Origin of the sequence: Finegoldia sp. BIOML-A4 (assembly GCF_009679635.1) — a bacterium.
GTDB classification, from domain to species: domain Bacteria; phylum Bacillota; class Clostridia; order Tissierellales; family Peptoniphilaceae; genus Finegoldia; species Finegoldia magna.
Genome location: NZ_WKZC01000004.1, coordinates 1 through 14,444, shown reverse-complemented (window position 1 = coordinate 14,444; position 14,444 = coordinate 1). Strand labels below are relative to the sequence as shown.

The 14,444-nt window shown below is 33.3% G+C and carries 13 protein-coding genes; 4 read left to right on the top strand and 9 right to left on the bottom strand.

Going from position 1 to position 14,444, the window contains the following annotated elements; genetic code table 11:
- Positions 1-14: 14 nt before the first annotated feature.
- Positions 15-953: a linear amide C-N hydrolase gene (locus tag GKG01_RS04495; protein ID WP_154271633.1), complete on the bottom strand. Its 939-nt coding sequence runs from the start codon at positions 951-953 to the stop codon at positions 15-17.
- Position 954: 1 nt separating this feature from the next.
- Entirely contained in the window at positions 955-2,340 is a 1,386-nt protein-coding gene (murC, locus tag GKG01_RS04490) for a UDP-N-acetylmuramate--L-alanine ligase (RefSeq protein WP_154271632.1), read from the bottom strand.
- Between the two features lie 146 nt (positions 2,341-2,486).
- On the opposite strand from murC, the gene GKG01_RS04485 reads away from it, so the two are divergent.
- The gene (locus tag GKG01_RS04485) at positions 2,487-3,272 is read left to right on the top strand and encodes a PfkB family carbohydrate kinase (protein ID WP_154254469.1); all 786 of its coding nucleotides are present in this window, start codon (positions 2,487-2,489) and stop codon (positions 3,270-3,272) included.
- A 102-nt stretch (positions 3,273-3,374) separates the two neighbouring features.
- Positions 3,375-4,247, top strand: coding sequence for a YitT family protein (locus GKG01_RS04480; protein ID WP_154271631.1), 873 nt, complete (start codon positions 3,375-3,377; stop codon positions 4,245-4,247).
- 158 nt (positions 4,248-4,405) lie between these two features.
- Here GKG01_RS04480 and grdD read toward each other — a convergent pair whose 3' ends face one another.
- From grdD to GKG01_RS04445, 7 genes are all read right to left on the bottom strand, one after another.
- On the bottom strand, positions 4,406-5,551 hold the full coding sequence (grdD, locus tag GKG01_RS04475) for a glycine/sarcosine/betaine reductase complex component C subunit alpha (protein WP_002835450.1): 1,146 nt from the start codon (positions 5,549-5,551) through the stop codon (positions 4,406-4,408).
- 10 nt (positions 5,552-5,561) lie between these two features.
- The gene (gene grdC, locus GKG01_RS04470; protein WP_154271630.1) at positions 5,562-7,109 is read right to left on the bottom strand and encodes a glycine/sarcosine/betaine reductase complex component C subunit beta; all 1,548 of its coding nucleotides are present in this window, start codon (positions 7,107-7,109) and stop codon (positions 5,562-5,564) included.
- A 39-nt stretch (positions 7,110-7,148) separates the two neighbouring features.
- Entirely contained in the window at positions 7,149-8,459 is a 1,311-nt protein-coding gene (gene grdB / locus GKG01_RS04465) for a glycine reductase complex selenoprotein B (protein WP_154271629.1), read from the bottom strand.
- A gap of 18 nt (positions 8,460-8,477) precedes the next feature.
- Complete coding sequence (gene grdA / locus GKG01_RS04460) at positions 8,478-8,954, bottom strand: glycine/sarcosine/betaine reductase complex selenoprotein A (protein WP_080545251.1); 477 nt, start codon at positions 8,952-8,954, stop codon at positions 8,478-8,480.
- A 59-nt stretch (positions 8,955-9,013) separates the two neighbouring features.
- Positions 9,014-10,306 (bottom strand): glycine/sarcosine/betaine reductase component B subunit, encoded by a 1,293-nt coding sequence (locus GKG01_RS04455; RefSeq protein WP_094206886.1) that lies wholly within the window; start codon positions 10,304-10,306, stop codon positions 9,014-9,016.
- A 99-nt stretch (positions 10,307-10,405) separates the two neighbouring features.
- Positions 10,406-10,726 (bottom strand): thioredoxin family protein, encoded by a 321-nt coding sequence (locus tag GKG01_RS04450; protein ID WP_002835444.1) that lies wholly within the window; start codon positions 10,724-10,726, stop codon positions 10,406-10,408.
- 21 nt (positions 10,727-10,747) lie between these two features.
- Complete coding sequence (locus GKG01_RS04445) at positions 10,748-11,122, bottom strand: GrdX family protein (RefSeq protein ID WP_094205388.1); 375 nt, start codon at positions 11,120-11,122, stop codon at positions 10,748-10,750.
- A 330-nt stretch (positions 11,123-11,452) separates the two neighbouring features.
- Here GKG01_RS04445 and selA point away from each other — a divergent pair, with 330 nt between their 5' ends.
- Together selA and GKG01_RS04435 are read left to right on the top strand one after the other, a co-directional pair.
- The gene (selA, locus tag GKG01_RS04440) at positions 11,453-12,841 is read left to right on the top strand and encodes an L-seryl-tRNA(Sec) selenium transferase (protein ID WP_154254473.1); all 1,389 of its coding nucleotides are present in this window, start codon (positions 11,453-11,455) and stop codon (positions 12,839-12,841) included.
- A 263-nt stretch (positions 12,842-13,104) separates the two neighbouring features.
- On the top strand, positions 13,105-14,238 hold the full coding sequence (locus tag GKG01_RS04435; protein ID WP_094206888.1) for a hypothetical protein: 1,134 nt from the start codon (positions 13,105-13,107) through the stop codon (positions 14,236-14,238).
- The last annotated feature ends 206 nt before the right edge of the window (positions 14,239-14,444 follow it).

Sequence of the window (14,444 nt, the reverse complement as noted above, 5' to 3'; positions counted from 1 at the left end):
ATAGGCAGCCGTGCCTATCCTTTTTGAATTCTCTTAAATTCTAATTTGTTTTCAAAATAGTATGAGTATATTTCATTTTCATCTGGTATATCATCAAAATCTATCAAATAAGTTTGAGTATTAGAATGTGTTCTAACAGCCATAGAAGCGGTCTGTGTGTCGAAAGCACTTATATACCTAGTAAATGTATAGTAATCATGTGAATCGTTCTTAAAGAAGCCCTCAGTGATTTTTAGAGGCTCTAAGATACTAAATGCTGATGAGTATGCTTCATTTACATTATTAGATTTCTTGTGAGTTGATAGGATGTATTTTGCTCTGATGAATCTACTCACAGGATCATAGGCTCCTGTCAAATCTTTTATCTGATTAAACTTGGACAAATCACCGACGGATTTTTCATATCTCTTAACGTGTGAAGAATATTTTGGTGAATTAGTCATTACTTTAGGATTATCTCCACATGGGACTAATTTGTGATTTTTGTATTCCAAAACCGTTGAATCACCTGTTCTGTCGACAAACATAAAGTGGAAATCAGGGCATATCACAGAATTTTCATCAACATCTTTGTTGGCTAGGTGAATATTGTCCAAATCATTTAACAATTCTTCAACAGTTTTGTAATTTCCAAGTACAAAATTCATAAAATCTAGTGAATTTGTGTTTATTTTTCCTTCAACTGGATGATTGCTAAATAAATTATTTGCGATAAACATATTAGTACAACCGCACAGGCCGTGTTCATTTACACCATCTTTTATAGGGTACAGATTTCTAAAACACATTCCCATCATTTTGTATTTTGAACGCATAGGTTTGTGATACAAATCATCAGCATAATGAAATCCTCTTGGAATATAAATCATGTTGTATTCCAAAGGAACTTCAAAATCAAGCGTACGTGCCATCACAGAGCCTTGTGGATAATCTACAATAATTGTTGTACACATATTATTCCACTATCATCTTCGCAAGTACATCAGGGTTTCCACAACCAGTAGTCAATACCATGTCATTCTCTGAAACTTTAGAACGAAGATAATCACGTGCCTCTTCAAAAGTTTTGTAGTATTTTGCATTCACGCCATTTTTAACTAGTTTTTCGACCAAATCTGTAGAATGAATGCTGCTGTCGAATTTTTCCCTTGCAGCGTAAATTTCTGTTACAATGACTTCATCACAATCATAGAATGAATTTGCAAAATCATCCAATAACATCTTTGTTCTTGAGTAAGTGTGAGGTTGGAATACGCAGTAGAATTTACCCTTTTTGTGCTCATCTAATGCTTTCAACGTATTTTTGATTTCAGTAGGGTGATGGCCGTAATCGGTCTTTATTTCACAACCATTGTAAAATCCTACAGTTTCCATTCTTCTATGAAGATTTTGGTATTCCTTCATATTTTTTCTTATAGTGTCGATATCGATGTGGAATTCGTAACATGCGATAATCGCAGCCGCTGCATCGTATATGTTGTGACGTCCAATTATAGAAAGTGAGAATTCTTCGTCTTTGTCAAACTTATTAGATGAAATTACAAATGTAGGATTGCCATTTTCATTAAAAGTTATATCGTGAACGTTGTAATCAGCCTTTTCATTTTCTATACCAAATGTTATGATTTCTCCTTTGATGTGAGATAATAGAGGTTCACAGTTTGGATCGTCTATGTTTATAATAGCTTTGGAATTTTCGTCCAAGTTTTTCATGTAGCCAATGAATGTTGCAACAATGTGGTTCAAATCCTTATAGTAATCCAAGTGATCTTCATCAATATTCAAAATAATAGCCATTGAAGGATAGTAATTGAGAATATTTGCTTTGTATTCACAAGCTTCTGTAAGCATGTATTCACTATTTCCACAGTGAACATTGCCTTGGATTTCGTCAAGTTTTCCACCTAAAAGTATAGACGGATCAACTTTTGCATCAATTAATATTTTCGCTATCATTGATGTTGTAGTTGATTTGCCATGAGATCCACTAACTCCTATGGAGTATTTGTAATTTCTCATGAGAGCTCCAAGGAAGACACCCCTGCTTACAACATCTACTCCTAGTTCTCTAGCAGCGATTAATTCTTCGTTGTCGTCTAAGATTGCATCAGTGTATACAATTAAGTCAGGATTTTTGATATTTTCTCTTTTTTGTCCGATAAATATTTCAACTCCTAGACTTTTTAGTCTATTAGTTTCGTCGGATTCTTCTCTATCACTTCCAGAAACTTTGTATCCGTAATGGTTCAACAATTCAGCGATACCACTCATTGATATTCCACCGATTCCTATAAAATGTATATATTTAAATTTGTGCTCTTCTATATTAAAATTGAACATAAGCCCCTCCTTATTTCCAACTGATATTATATCACAAAAAATTGAGAAATAATGAGCTTTTAAGAGCTTAAAAATCTACAAAAACATTAAGATTTATTTGATATACAAATGTAGTTTTAGTGTTATAATTAGATGGAGGAGAAAACATGAAAGATATATTACTAATCAACGATATGCCAGGATATGGGAGAGTCGCTCTTAGTTGTATGATTCCTGTGCTAAGCAACAAAGGTAAAAGCGTTTTTAATTTGCCAACAGCTGTTGTAAGTAACACTTTGGATTATGGCAAATTTGCGATATTAGATACGACAGAATACATGAAACAAGCTACAAAAGTATGGGAAGAATTGGACTTTAGTTTTGATTTAATAGCTACAGGATTTTTATATAGCTTAAAACAAGTGGACATAATTAAAGACTTCATAAAAAAACAAAAAAACTCACCAGATGTTATTGTTGATCCAATCATGGCAGATAATGGAAAACTTTATAATGGATTGGACGATGACAATATTGAAAATTTCAGAAAACTTATAGATATAGCTACAGTAATTATTCCAAACGAAACAGAAGCTAGAATGATTACTTGTAAGATGAATGAACCGATTAATGATGTGGCAGAAAAACTTATCCAAATGGGTGCAAAATACGCCGTCATTACAAGTGTAGAAGAAAATAATGAACATTTTGTTTTCTGTATGGATGAGAATTTTGTATCAGATAAAATATATTATGAATACATCGACACATCTTATGCGGGAACAGGGGATTTGTTCTCAGCATTATTCATAAGTCAATATTCAGAAAATAAATCAATATTTGAGTCAGCAAAGTATGCTAGTTTAAAAACGACTGAACTACTGAAACTTTCCTTGGATATTAAGGACAAGGCTCGTGGACTACCAATAGAAAGATTTATAGATATCTTGTAATTTAGAATTATCAAATAATTATTAGAAATTAATGAATATATCGTTGTAAATTGTATATTCAATTGTTATAATATTATTGCAAAAAAATACTAGGGGGATAATATGATTGATTTAGACGCTTTAGAAAAGAGAAATAAAAGAAAAAGCGTGATTATGATGGCAGTTGGTGTCATTCTTATTGCATTGGGAATTCATTTTTTCTTAGCACCAAATAAATTGTCATTAGGTGGGGCAGCTGGTATGGCAATTGTAATAGGTAATTTCGTTCCTATTTCAACGGGTCCAATTTTGATTATCATCAACACGGTTTTATTTATTGTAGGATTTATCATGCTTGGTAAGGCATTTGGACTTAAAACTATAATATGTTCTTTGGGACTTAGTTTATTGGTGTGGATTTTGGATATTTTATTTCCTATGGACAAACCATTGTTTGAAGGAAAAATGATTCAACTTATTGCAGCAGTAATGATCTACGGAACAGGAGTAGGAATTGTACTTAATAACTACGCATCAACTGGCGGCTCTGACATATTCGCTAAGATATTGAATAAATACTTGGGAATTGAGTTGGGTAAAGGATGTTTGATGGTGGATTTCCTTATAACATTATCAGCATGGTATGCCTACGGAACAGAAATAGCTATATACTCACTTGTAGGTACTGTACTTAATGGCTTAATAATAGATTTTACCATCAATGGTATGAATACATCAAAACTTTGCACGATTACCACATCAAAGCCTGATGAAGTAAGCAAGTTCTTAGTAGACAATCTTACAAGATCTGCTAATATATACACAGCAAAGGGTGCTTATTCTGGAATGGAAAAAGAAATCGTTCAAACAGTTGTAAGCAACAGAGATTTTATTATGCTAAAGAAATACATCCAAGAAATAGATCCATTAGCTTTCGTTATTGTTTGTAATGCAAGTGAAACATACGGTTGGAGATGGAGAAATATAATAGAGTAATTTAATTAAAGACAACCTTAGATTATTAGTTTGATTAAACTTTTAATCTGAGGTTTTTTTAGTGGGGAAGAAGAGTAGGGAAAAATTGAGAAAAATATTAAAATAGCTCAAAAAAAAGATGTGTGAAAAATCACACATCTTTTTAAAAGCCTATAGAATTATTCTATATAACCATTTTGTTTTAGTATTTGTGATGCTTTATCTAAGTTTGCATCAGACACTTGAACGATTGGACCAGTGCAGCCCATACCGCTTTCAGCGTATATATTTTCTTTCCATAAAGCTTGAACAGCATCTTCAATTTCAAGAATATCAATTCCTGAGATTGTTGCAGATACTACTTCTTTGTCTGGCATTTTAACTTCTTCAGAAGATTCCTTTGGAGCTTCTTTCTTAGTTAAAGAATCTAAGATGCCTTTGAAGTCAGCCTTTTCAGCTTGTTTATAGATAGATTTTTTATTGTTATCAATTCCACCAGCTACTGTTTGGTAAGCATATTTTAAAGCATTTGCAACTACAGGAGCACCTGAAGCACGAGATACTATAAATATGTTTCTTTCGTAGCCTTCACCGATACCAGGACCATATCCAAAACCAGTAGTTTCGTAGTTACCACCTGATGTGAATGAACCGAACATCTTCATTAATAAGTTACCTGTTAATGAATCAGTTACCATTACATCACAGCTTCCCATAAGAAGGTCATTACCTCTCATTACGATACCACCATCAGCTCTTTGGCTTTCAGCAAATTCGATATCAAATCCGTTGTCTTTGAAGTGTTTCAAAGCTTTTTCTACTTGTCTAGCACCATCGATATTCAAAATACCAACTGTTGGTTTTGCGATACCACAAGATTTAGCTGCGATAACACCTGCAACTGCATTTCTTACCATAGCTTTTGTTCTTTCTGTATCACTAGTTCCTGTAGTAGTAGCTAAGAACATTTCTTTGCCAGTACCAGGAGTGATTACTCTACCAACTGTTGAAACACCGATAGGGAAGTTGTAGTGAAGAGTTACACAGGCTTGAATTTCGCCACTGTCAAGTAATTCTTCCATCTTTTTGTACATATCTTCATCGTTGTCAACTTCATAAGTTTCATGTTCGTCATCAACTTTTTCACCGATAACAACTACTTCAAAAAGATCAGAATCAGCTAATTCAATAGCTTTTTTCATGTTTTCAACACCGTGTTCACTACCTAAAGTAGTAAGACCGATTTTTACTTTCTTACCAAATTTTCCGCTTTCGATAGCTTCAGATATTTCAAGAAATACTTCGGAAATTTTTTTATTATCCATGTCTACACCTCTATTCTGCTAAAAGATTTTCAGCTAGTTTTCTCATGGATTCTGCGATTACTTTCTTAATTTGATCCTTTTCTGATTCAGATGAAACTGATGATTCATCTTCCATTTTACCATCATTTCTTTCCATAACGATAGATACACCATCAAATAAGTTAGTCATTCTACCTAGGAACAAACTACCTTTACCAACGAACATTACTCTGTTGTAATCTCCTTCAGTTAAGTCTTTAATAGCATGTCCTGCATAAGGAATACCTGATGGGATGTGTCCTTGTGTTGGAGCCCAACCTACTAAGCCTTTTTCTTTAATGAAATTAGCTAATTCTTTTCTGTCTAAGTCTCCTTGTTTAACAGCAAGGGCAGCGATCATCTTATAGTTAGCTTCAGGAACATTTCCAGCACCAGCAGGTTTAGTGATATCTGGGTTTTGCATTTCTACAGAGTATTTATCTACATCAGTAATCTTTAATCCATTTTCTTCTAATGAATGAGATACTAAGCTTGAGATAACTGCTTGTGGTGAAGAACCAGTCTTAACTGTGTGACGTCCTACGATGTCAGTTCTTAATACTGGGTGAACACCATCATTTTCTGAGATTAAAATTGCAAATCCACCAACTACGTCTTCAAGAACTGGGAAGCCCTTTTTAACGTGGTCTTTAGCGTTCATACCTAATTTAGCAGTTGAACCACCTGCTACTACCATAACATTTTTATAAACACCAGATTTAACTAAAGCACTTGCTTCGATTAATGAGTGAATAGGAGCTGCACAGAATCCTCTTGTATCAGAGCCTGTTGCATTTTGTAATCCTACGATTTCAGCGATAGATTTAGCGAAGTTACCGCCACCTCTTTGGTTAACGTCTCCGCAGGCTTCTTCTGAACATTCGATTACATAATCTATATCATCTCTGTTAATGTCATTCTTAGTAACTAATTCTACAGCTGCTAGTACACCTGAAGCTTTTACTACTAAGTTTTCGAACATTGTGTGAGCGCTTAAGTTTACGTCGATATCATGTGCTGCTTTGATATAACCACATACTTTTCCGTCATGGTATAAAGCTTCTGCCATGTGAGTGTCGAATAATTCTTGAGCATTTGAAATATCAGATCCTTTTAGGTGACCAAAATATGGTTCTAAAATAGGATATTCTTCTTCGATAACTGGTTTGATTTCGTTTACGAATTCTTCAGAAAGTTTTACTAAGTCGAATGCATCAGACATTTGTAATAATGCGATGAATACGTCTTGTTTTACGATTTTACCCATTTTACCATCAGCCTTACCTTCTTCGTAAGAGTGATCAGTAAATGGCATTTCGTAATTTTCAAGTTCTTGAGGAGAAACATTTCCTATATAAACTTGGTTAGGAAGATATTTTACTACCTCATCAAAACTTCTAATGTGTTTTCCAACTTCTTTTAAGAATTCAGAATCTGGGTTTACTACTCTTTCAGTTTGACATGTTGATCCATTTTGGATAATCATATCAGGAGTGTTGACTAATACATAGCCAGCTCCCTTTAATACTGGAAAATTCATCTGTTAACTATTCTCCTTTATTATTTATTTATATTTGAATTAGTCTTCAAAAACTGTTTGATCTTCTACCTCTGTAGTTAAAGCGTTTAATGCTTTCATAACAATCTTTTTACGAAGACTATATTCTTCTTCTTTAGTTAATGCTGGGTTTCCTAATGGGTGAGGAATAGCAATAGCTGGGACAATTCTGTTAGCACCTACTGTTAATGAGATAGGAGTAACTGTACAAATATGAACAACAGGAAGTCCTGTACGTTCAATTGCTTTTACCATCGTTGCACCGCAACGTGTACAAGTACCTCAGGTACTAGTAAGAACAACTGCGTCTACATTGTCAGCTAATAATTTTTCACCAATTTCTGTACCAAAAGCATCAGCGTTAGCAACGGCAGTACCATTACCTACAGTTGAATACCAAGTTTCGTGTAATGAACCAATAACGCCTTCTTTTTCTAATTCTCTCATAACATCGATTGGTAATACTCTGTCGCCATCTTCATTAGCGTATACTGGGTCGTATCCACCGTGAGCTGTTTCAGAGTTTTCATCTGTCAAATCATTGATTCCTGAGAAATCATAAGAACCGTATTTAGTTGCTGAAGATGATTCGATGTGATCTGGGTTTCCTTTTGGAACTGTACCACCAGAAGTTACAAGAGCGATTCTTGCTTTTGATAAATCTTTGATAGCTTTACCAGGTTCAACTCTGTCGAATGCAGGCATTGGATATTCTGTTTCGAATTCTTCGCCATTAATTTTCTTAATAAGCATTTCAACAGCTCTTTGAGAACCGATTTTGTCTGAGAAGAAGTTAACACGAACTCCTCTTTCAATATATCCTTCTTCTTTAGGAGCGCCAATTTCTTCTCCCTTAGCAACCTTAGGACCTAATTTACCGATTTTCTTCATAGCGTCTCTCATACCAGCGGCACTATTCTTAGTTTCTACGATATAAACGTCCTTTTTGTACATATCTGCACCTGGGTTTTCAGGATACATACCTGTTAATACAGGAATATTTAATTCATCTTTAACTGCTTTAGCCATTGTACCAGCAGCAACACCGTATCTACCAGCGTTGAATGCAGGACCAGTTACTACGAAGTCTGGGTTAGCTTCTTTGATCATTCCCAATACTTCTTTTTGAGCAGATTCCATATTTTCACCGAAATATGAGTCACCACATACTACAGTTCTAACTACTTCAAAATCTTCTCCCAATGCTTTAGCTAATTGAGCAGAGATAGGAGGTAATTGTTCTGCTATAAATGGTTTTATATCAGCTTTTTCTTCTCCACCAATACCAGCGAAGAATTGGTTTATATAATGAACAACTTTAATTTTATCCATTAAGCTTACTTCCTTTCTTTATAAAAATTTACAATAATCGCTTCTGATATCGTTCATTTCTTCAGCGATTTCATCAACGTCAAGAACCATTTCCATCATACCAACTTGTTCATCATAAACGTCAGCATCGAATTGTTCTTTACATTCTTCTTCAACAACATGGTAAACTAACAATCCAAGTTCAACGCCTGCTAATGGGCCTGCGAATGTTGGGTCACCTGCTGTTACTGTTTCAGCTGCAAGACCTGCAGCTTCAGCTTCTGCGGCACCTAGAAGAACCACTACGTTTTCAGCTCCGTATTGTTCAGCGAAGTCTTTAACTCTCTTTTGGTTTTCTAAGTCCATAGCTCCTGCACTAGTTCAGACGAAACATTCTGTAGATGAGAAAATTACTTCTGTGTTAGGAACTGTGTTTACACATGTTTCAATTGCAAGACCTGGAATTCCATCACGGTCTCCAATTATGATAACTTTTTTATTTTCTAAAAATCCCATAATTATCCTTTCTTAAGTTTATATTTTATTTAGTTTTGAATAAATCTTTTTTATATTAATTAATAAGTTTTTGCTGTTAATCTGTTGAATCCAGTTTCGTTAGTAGCACCAGTAATTGCTTGGATTTCTACTTCGATAGTACCGTCATCTTTTAATGCTCCATCAGATCCACCTGCGATAGTGTCAACGAATTGGATATGACCAATTACTTTGTCCATCTTTGGTAAAGTGATGAATTGGTTAGCATTACCACCAGTTACTACTGCGTTTGCAGCTGGGTCAGCATCTGCTAATGATTGAGAAGCACCGTCACGTCCTGCATATTCATCAGTGATGATAACAGTTTGGATTCCTTTGCCTTCAATCTTCTTACAGTTCATGATTAAGTCAGTATCTGGGTTACCGAAACCTTCTTGTGATACGATAGCAGCGTCAGCTCCTAAGAATTCACAAAGTTTTGCAGTCATGTCAGAGTGTCTGATCTTATCCATCAAGTATACATTTTCGTTAGTAATTACAACTCCTAAGAAGTTGATTGATTTACCGTGTTCTTTGTATAATTCTCTGATTACACCATTGTTTAAGTGAACGTAAGTTGGGTTTTTGTCACAAGCACTTACACAGTTACCTGAACAAATTGCTCCGTCCATGATTTCAGTTGGGTATAAGAAAGTTGGAATAATTTTCTTAGCGTCAACTCCATAAACATAAGTGTCGTGTAATAAACCTTGAGTTTGTAACATGTAAACATATACAACTTTTGGTAATTCTGGATATTGTTTAACTTGTTCTAAGATTGGAAGAGTTTCGAATGTTTCCCATTCATCTGCTTCTAAATCTTTTGCTAATCTACCGATGAAATCAGTGATTCTTAAACCAGCCATTCTAACGCCAGCTTCGTGATTGTGTTGTTTAACACCTTCAACTGGTTCGATAGTTACTACTAAGTTAACTGTCTTAGAGAATGGAGTGTATTCAGCACCTAAACCTGACATATCGATGATACCTTCTTGGAATCCTACGATTTTACCTGTTGTAACAACAGCAATGTCTTTAAGAGCGATAGTTTTACCTGAACCAACAGGATCAACTTTGTTTAAAATTCCTGGGAATACTTCTCCACCTTCAACTTTAACTCTTGGTTCGTTAACATCCTTAACTGGTGTTATACGAGTGCTTTCGCCTGGATGAGCGATATCAAAATCAATTGATTCTAAGTGTTCATCATCAGCTACACCTGATACATCTGCTAATTCTTTCTTATTAAGATACAAAATGTGGTCTTCGATTCTTGACTCACCTTCATCAAAGATGATGTCTTTAATAAAAATCTTACCTAATTCAAGACGCATATCTTAACCTCCTATAATAATTTTTTATTTAAACTCAATAGGGGAGTGACCCCTAATGAGTTTTTAACTAATTTACTTCTACTTTAATCTAGTTTTAGATTAGTTGTAGTGTTTTTGGATCATTGCTTCTATGTTTTCCAAATTAGCGTCATCTTTATTGATTTCATCAATTTTTTGACCGTCTTTGTACATTAACATAGTTGGTAATCCTAATACTTGTTGTTTGATAGCAACTCTTCTAGCTGAAGTAATGTTTAGTGAACAGAATTTAATTTTGTCACCGTATTTTTCAGCTAATTCATGAACGCCTGGCATAAGTGCCTTACATGGTTCACATCCGTCACTCCAGAAGTCTACGAATACTAATCCTTCAGCTTCTAATACTTCTGGTTCAAAAGTTTTCTTGTCTAATTCTAACATTTCAAATGCCTCCTAAAATTTTTATATTAATATTCTATCCAAAGTCTGACTAATGATGTCGAAATCGACAACCCTGAAATCATCTAAGATTTCGGGCGGCCAACGCTTTGGTTTAGAAATATTCATAAACTTAGTTGCAGTGTTGATAGATTCTTCAATCATCATCAAAGAATCAGTATCAAATTTGTCACCCTTTTCCAAAATAACAGATCTAAAAACAGTTTCGTTTGGTTTTACTGATCCATAAAGTGGGTGAGTGACTAGGCGATAATTTTGATGAATTAAATCGCGAGCTTTTTTCAAAATTCCGATGTAGTCGATATCAATGTATTCAACTGTTACATCATTCCTTTTGATAGCATCTTTAAAAAATTCATTGTTTGTGATTAATAACATCTTTTACCCTACCTGTCTTTTGATTCGTTATAAGCTATTTTCTAGCTCAATATTATTATATAACAAAATCACTCAAATGTAATCATATATAGAAAATCATAATAACCGCTCATAAAAAATCACAAATTACTTTATCAAATGAAATTTAATTTGTTAAAACCAAAACATTAAAACGTAAATAAAAAATTCGAATTCTATTCTGATTTAAAAAGCGATTACGATCTTCCAATCGCTATATGATAGACAATTCTCTGCTCTTATATTATAATTTACTCATAAGTTAATGTCAAATACGTATATAATATATAGAAGAAAATGGAGGACAAAAAAATGGGAGCTAATTTACAAGAAATGTTCAAGAAACTTCCTCAAGTTTCAGAAATTTTAGAATCGGAAGAAATTTTAAAGGCTTATGAAGAATATCCTGAAAGTTTAATTAAAGATTCTGTGAGAGAATCCATAGAATTTTTTAGAAATAGAATATTAAATAAAGAAGAGTTTGATTTTTATAACAAAGATGTTATTGATAAGGCATTTGAACTGATGGACAAAAATTTTTCTCCATCATTGAAACCAGTAATAAATGCTACAGGAGTTATTTTACATACAAATCTTGGTAGATCATTATTAAATGAAAAAGTAGTTGATAATTTGTGTAAAATCGCAGGGAATTATTCTAACTTAGAGTACGACTTAGATGAAGGAAAAAGAGGCTCCAGATATGTTCATGCTGTAGAACTTTTAAAAAGAATCACAAAAGCAGAGGATGCTGTAGTTGTAAATAATAATGCGGCGGCTGTTTTTCTTGCCTTAAATACTTTAGCTCAAAATAAACAAGCTATTATAAGTAGAGGAGAACTAGTTGAAGTCGGAGGATCTTTTAGAATATCTTCAATTATGGAAAAATCTGGTGCAAAATTAGTAGAAGTTGGTTCAACTAACAAAACACATTTATATGATTATGAAGATAATATTAATGAAGAAACTGCTCTTATAATGAAAGTTCATACTTCCAATTATTCTGTAGTAGGATTTAGCGAAAGTGTAAGTGGAGATGAATTGAGAGATTTGTGTGATGAGAAAGGCATACATTTAATAGAAGATTTGGGTTCAGGTTCGTTGATAGATTTGTCAAAGTTTGGGCTTAGTTATGAAAGAACTGTGAAGGATTGTATTAATGAAGGAATTGATTTGGTATCATTCTCTGGCGACAAGATTTTAGGTGGACCTCAAGCAGGAATTATTGTTGGAAAGAAAGAATTGATATCTAAAATTAAGAAAAATCAATTATTAAGAGCGTTCAGAGTTGATAAGTTTACACTAGGTGCTTTGGAAGAAACTCTAAAATTCTACTTAGATGATGAAAAGGCAATTGCAAATATCCCGACATTGAAGATGATATCCATGCCAAAAGAAGAAATTCTCAAAAAAGCAGAAAAACTTAAATCTATGATAGAAAAAGAAGTAGATTTGAATATGGAAATTGTGGAATCTCAAAGCGAAGTTGGAGGTGGGGCATACCCATTAGACAAACTAAATTCGTATTCTATTGCCATTAGACCAAAAATGAAAGTATCAGAATTTGAACGTAGACTTAGACTATCTGATGAACATATTATTGGAACTGTTCATGATGATACATTCTTCATGGATTTAAGGTGTGTTTTTGAAAAAGATTTTGAAAGAATTGTAAATGTAATAAAATCTAATTTATCGTAGAGAACTCTGAGGAAAATCCCGGATTTTTAATTCGGGATTTTTGACTATTTGAACAAAAAATTTAGAAAAAATGTAGGAAAATATTTACAAAGTTAGAATTAATATGTTATAATGACTAAAAAGGATTTGATCCTTGTTTTTTTTATTGTTTATTGTTTTAATGTAAAATTTTTAAGTTAATAATATTTAACTCTTTGCATTTTTTGGAAAACGATACACATTAAATAATGTCAATCAGAAGAAAAATCAATAGGAGGTAAATTATGAAAAAAAAGTATAACATAGGTCAGGTAATCACCTATGCTGGAGCGTTTATCGCATTACTTATAGGATCTGGATTTGCAACGGGCCAAGAAATTTTACAATTCTTTTCTTCATATAGACTATATGGACTTATAGGAATTATGATTTGTTTTGGTTTGTTTACGTTTGCAGGATTATCATTCTTAAACGACGGTTATTATTCAAAATTTGAAAAACCAAACCAAATTTACAAATTAATGTGTGGAAATAAGATAGGAACTATCGTAGATTACTACGCGGTATTTTTTATTTTTTTATCTTATACAGTAATGATTGCCGGTGCACAAGCGACAGCTGTTCAACACTTTAATGCACCGAAATATGTAGGTGGAGCTATTATGGCTGCGGTTGTTATTTTAGTCGTAATGCTTGGACTAGGTAAGATTGTAGATGTTATTGGTAAGATTGGACCAGTTATTGCGATAATGGCAATAGTAATAGGGTTAATTTCTATATTCATGAATATGGGTAATTTACAATCAAGTCTTGATCTTATAGAAAAATTAGTTAACAGTGGAGAAATTAAAGTAGCTAGTAAGAACTTCTTCCTAGCAGCTGGATCATATGTAGGGTTCAATATGATATGGCTAGTTGCGTTCTTGGCAGAAGTTGGAAACACTGCAAAAAGCTTAAAAGATGCTGAAGCTGGTGTTTTCATAGGTTCTACTGGATTTTCAGTTGCAATATTCATAATGAGTATAGCAATCATATTATCAATTCCTGATTTGTACGATTCACAAATTCCGGTATTGGTTTTAGCCGGTAAAATTCATCCAGTTCTTGCAACAATATTCTCTATATTTATAATGTTGGGTATATTTACAACATCTGTTCCTTTGTTATGGACTGTAACAGGAAGATTCTTTGATGAAGGAACTAAGAAATACAAATTATTTACTTTAATAGCTGGTATTGTTGGGGCAATCATTGGATTGACTTTGAAGTTTGACTCATTAGTAAACATCGTTTACGTTGTTAATGGATATATAGGAATGGTTCTATTAGCATGGATGATAATTAGAAGTGCAACTGGAAAAGCTAAAAAACAAAGAATGGAAGCAGCACAAAGAAATAATATTGAATTTGAAGATTAAATTAGTCGGCGATTTGTATCGCTGACTTTTTAATGAGTTTATTTATAAAAATTTACTATTAATCAGATAAATTAATAACAAAATAATTTATTGTAAAAATCGAATATCTAACAAAAAAACAGCCTAATTTGATATGTACCCTCTTTACTGGACAAACCAGTAAGGAGGGTATTTTTATGAAATATAGTTATGAATTTAAAAAAGAA

What these genes read in the sequence shown, in the direction of transcription:
- GKG01_RS04450 (WP_002835444.1), bottom strand. Translation starts at nt 10,726, where the DNA reads ATGTTAGAATTAGACAAGAAAACTTTTGAACCAGAAGTATTAGAAGCT.
- selA (WP_154254473.1), top strand. Translation starts at nt 11,453, where the DNA reads ATGGGAGCTAATTTACAAGAAATGTTCAAGAAACTTCCTCAAGTTTCA.
- GKG01_RS04485 (WP_154254469.1), top strand. Translation starts at nt 2,487, where the DNA reads ATGAAAGATATATTACTAATCAACGATATGCCAGGATATGGGAGAGTC.
- GKG01_RS04445 (WP_094205388.1), bottom strand. Translation starts at nt 11,122, where the DNA reads ATGTTATTAATCACAAACAATGAATTTTTTAAAGATGCTATCAAAAGG.
- grdC (WP_154271630.1), bottom strand. Translation starts at nt 7,109, where the DNA reads ATGAATTTTCCAGTATTAAAGGGAGCTGGCTATGTATTAGTCAACACT.
- GKG01_RS04480 (WP_154271631.1), top strand. Translation starts at nt 3,375, where the DNA reads ATGATTGATTTAGACGCTTTAGAAAAGAGAAATAAAAGAAAAAGCGTG.
- GKG01_RS04435 (WP_094206888.1), top strand. Translation starts at nt 13,105, where the DNA reads ATGAAAAAAAAGTATAACATAGGTCAGGTAATCACCTATGCTGGAGCG.
- GKG01_RS04455 (WP_094206886.1), bottom strand. Translation starts at nt 10,306, where the DNA reads ATGCGTCTTGAATTAGGTAAGATTTTTATTAAAGACATCATCTTTGAT.
- GKG01_RS04495 (WP_154271633.1), bottom strand. Translation starts at nt 953, where the DNA reads ATGTGTACAACAATTATTGTAGATTATCCACAAGGCTCTGTGATGGCA.
- murC (WP_154271632.1), bottom strand. Translation starts at nt 2,340, where the DNA reads ATGTTCAATTTTAATATAGAAGAGCACAAATTTAAATATATACATTTT.
- grdD (WP_002835450.1), bottom strand. Translation starts at nt 5,551, where the DNA reads ATGGATAATAAAAAAATTTCCGAAGTATTTCTTGAAATATCTGAAGCT.